Raw genomic sequence first — 454 nt, forward strand, 5'->3', positions numbered from 1 at the left:
AGCTCTCCATACGTCAGTTGCACAGCCTCGAAGACAACCGCCACCGCTTCCGGTGTTCGATCTGCCTGCTCCTCAAAGAGTGCGTGAATCGGTTGGTCTTGCGGATACTGCGCCGTCGTATCATTAAACGTCTCCAGCAACTGATGCTTCTCTGCCTCGCCGACCAGTTCGATTTCATCCAGCCGCAGGTCCACTCTTGTAGCCACCTGCTCCAGAATGCTCTCGAAATGGCTAATCATTTGTCTAATAGTAGCTCCATGATGTTCCAACGCATTGAATTCAATTTTGATGCCGATCCGAGCCGGTTGCACATGTATCGTCACGCTTAAAGAATAATTGGTATGCTCAAAACTTTGAATATTCTTGATCTGAAGATTCTGATTTTCGGATTGGCCACTTATTTCCTTGACTTCAGGATAGTTTTGGAAAATAAATAAGTGATCAATTAAGTTTT

The 454-nt window shown here is 45.4% G+C and carries 1 protein-coding gene; it reads right to left on the reverse strand.

The features are described from left to right. Positions 1–446, reverse strand: a 446-nt coding sequence (locus FS818_RS28330) for a condensation domain-containing protein (protein WP_313960487.1), incomplete at its 3' end; no start/stop codon positions are given. Between the last annotated feature and the right edge of the window lie 8 nt (positions 447–454).

Source organism: Paenibacillus xylanexedens (assembly GCF_007680605.1).
Classification (GTDB): Bacteria; Bacillota; Bacilli; order Paenibacillales; family Paenibacillaceae; genus Paenibacillus; species Paenibacillus xylanexedens_B.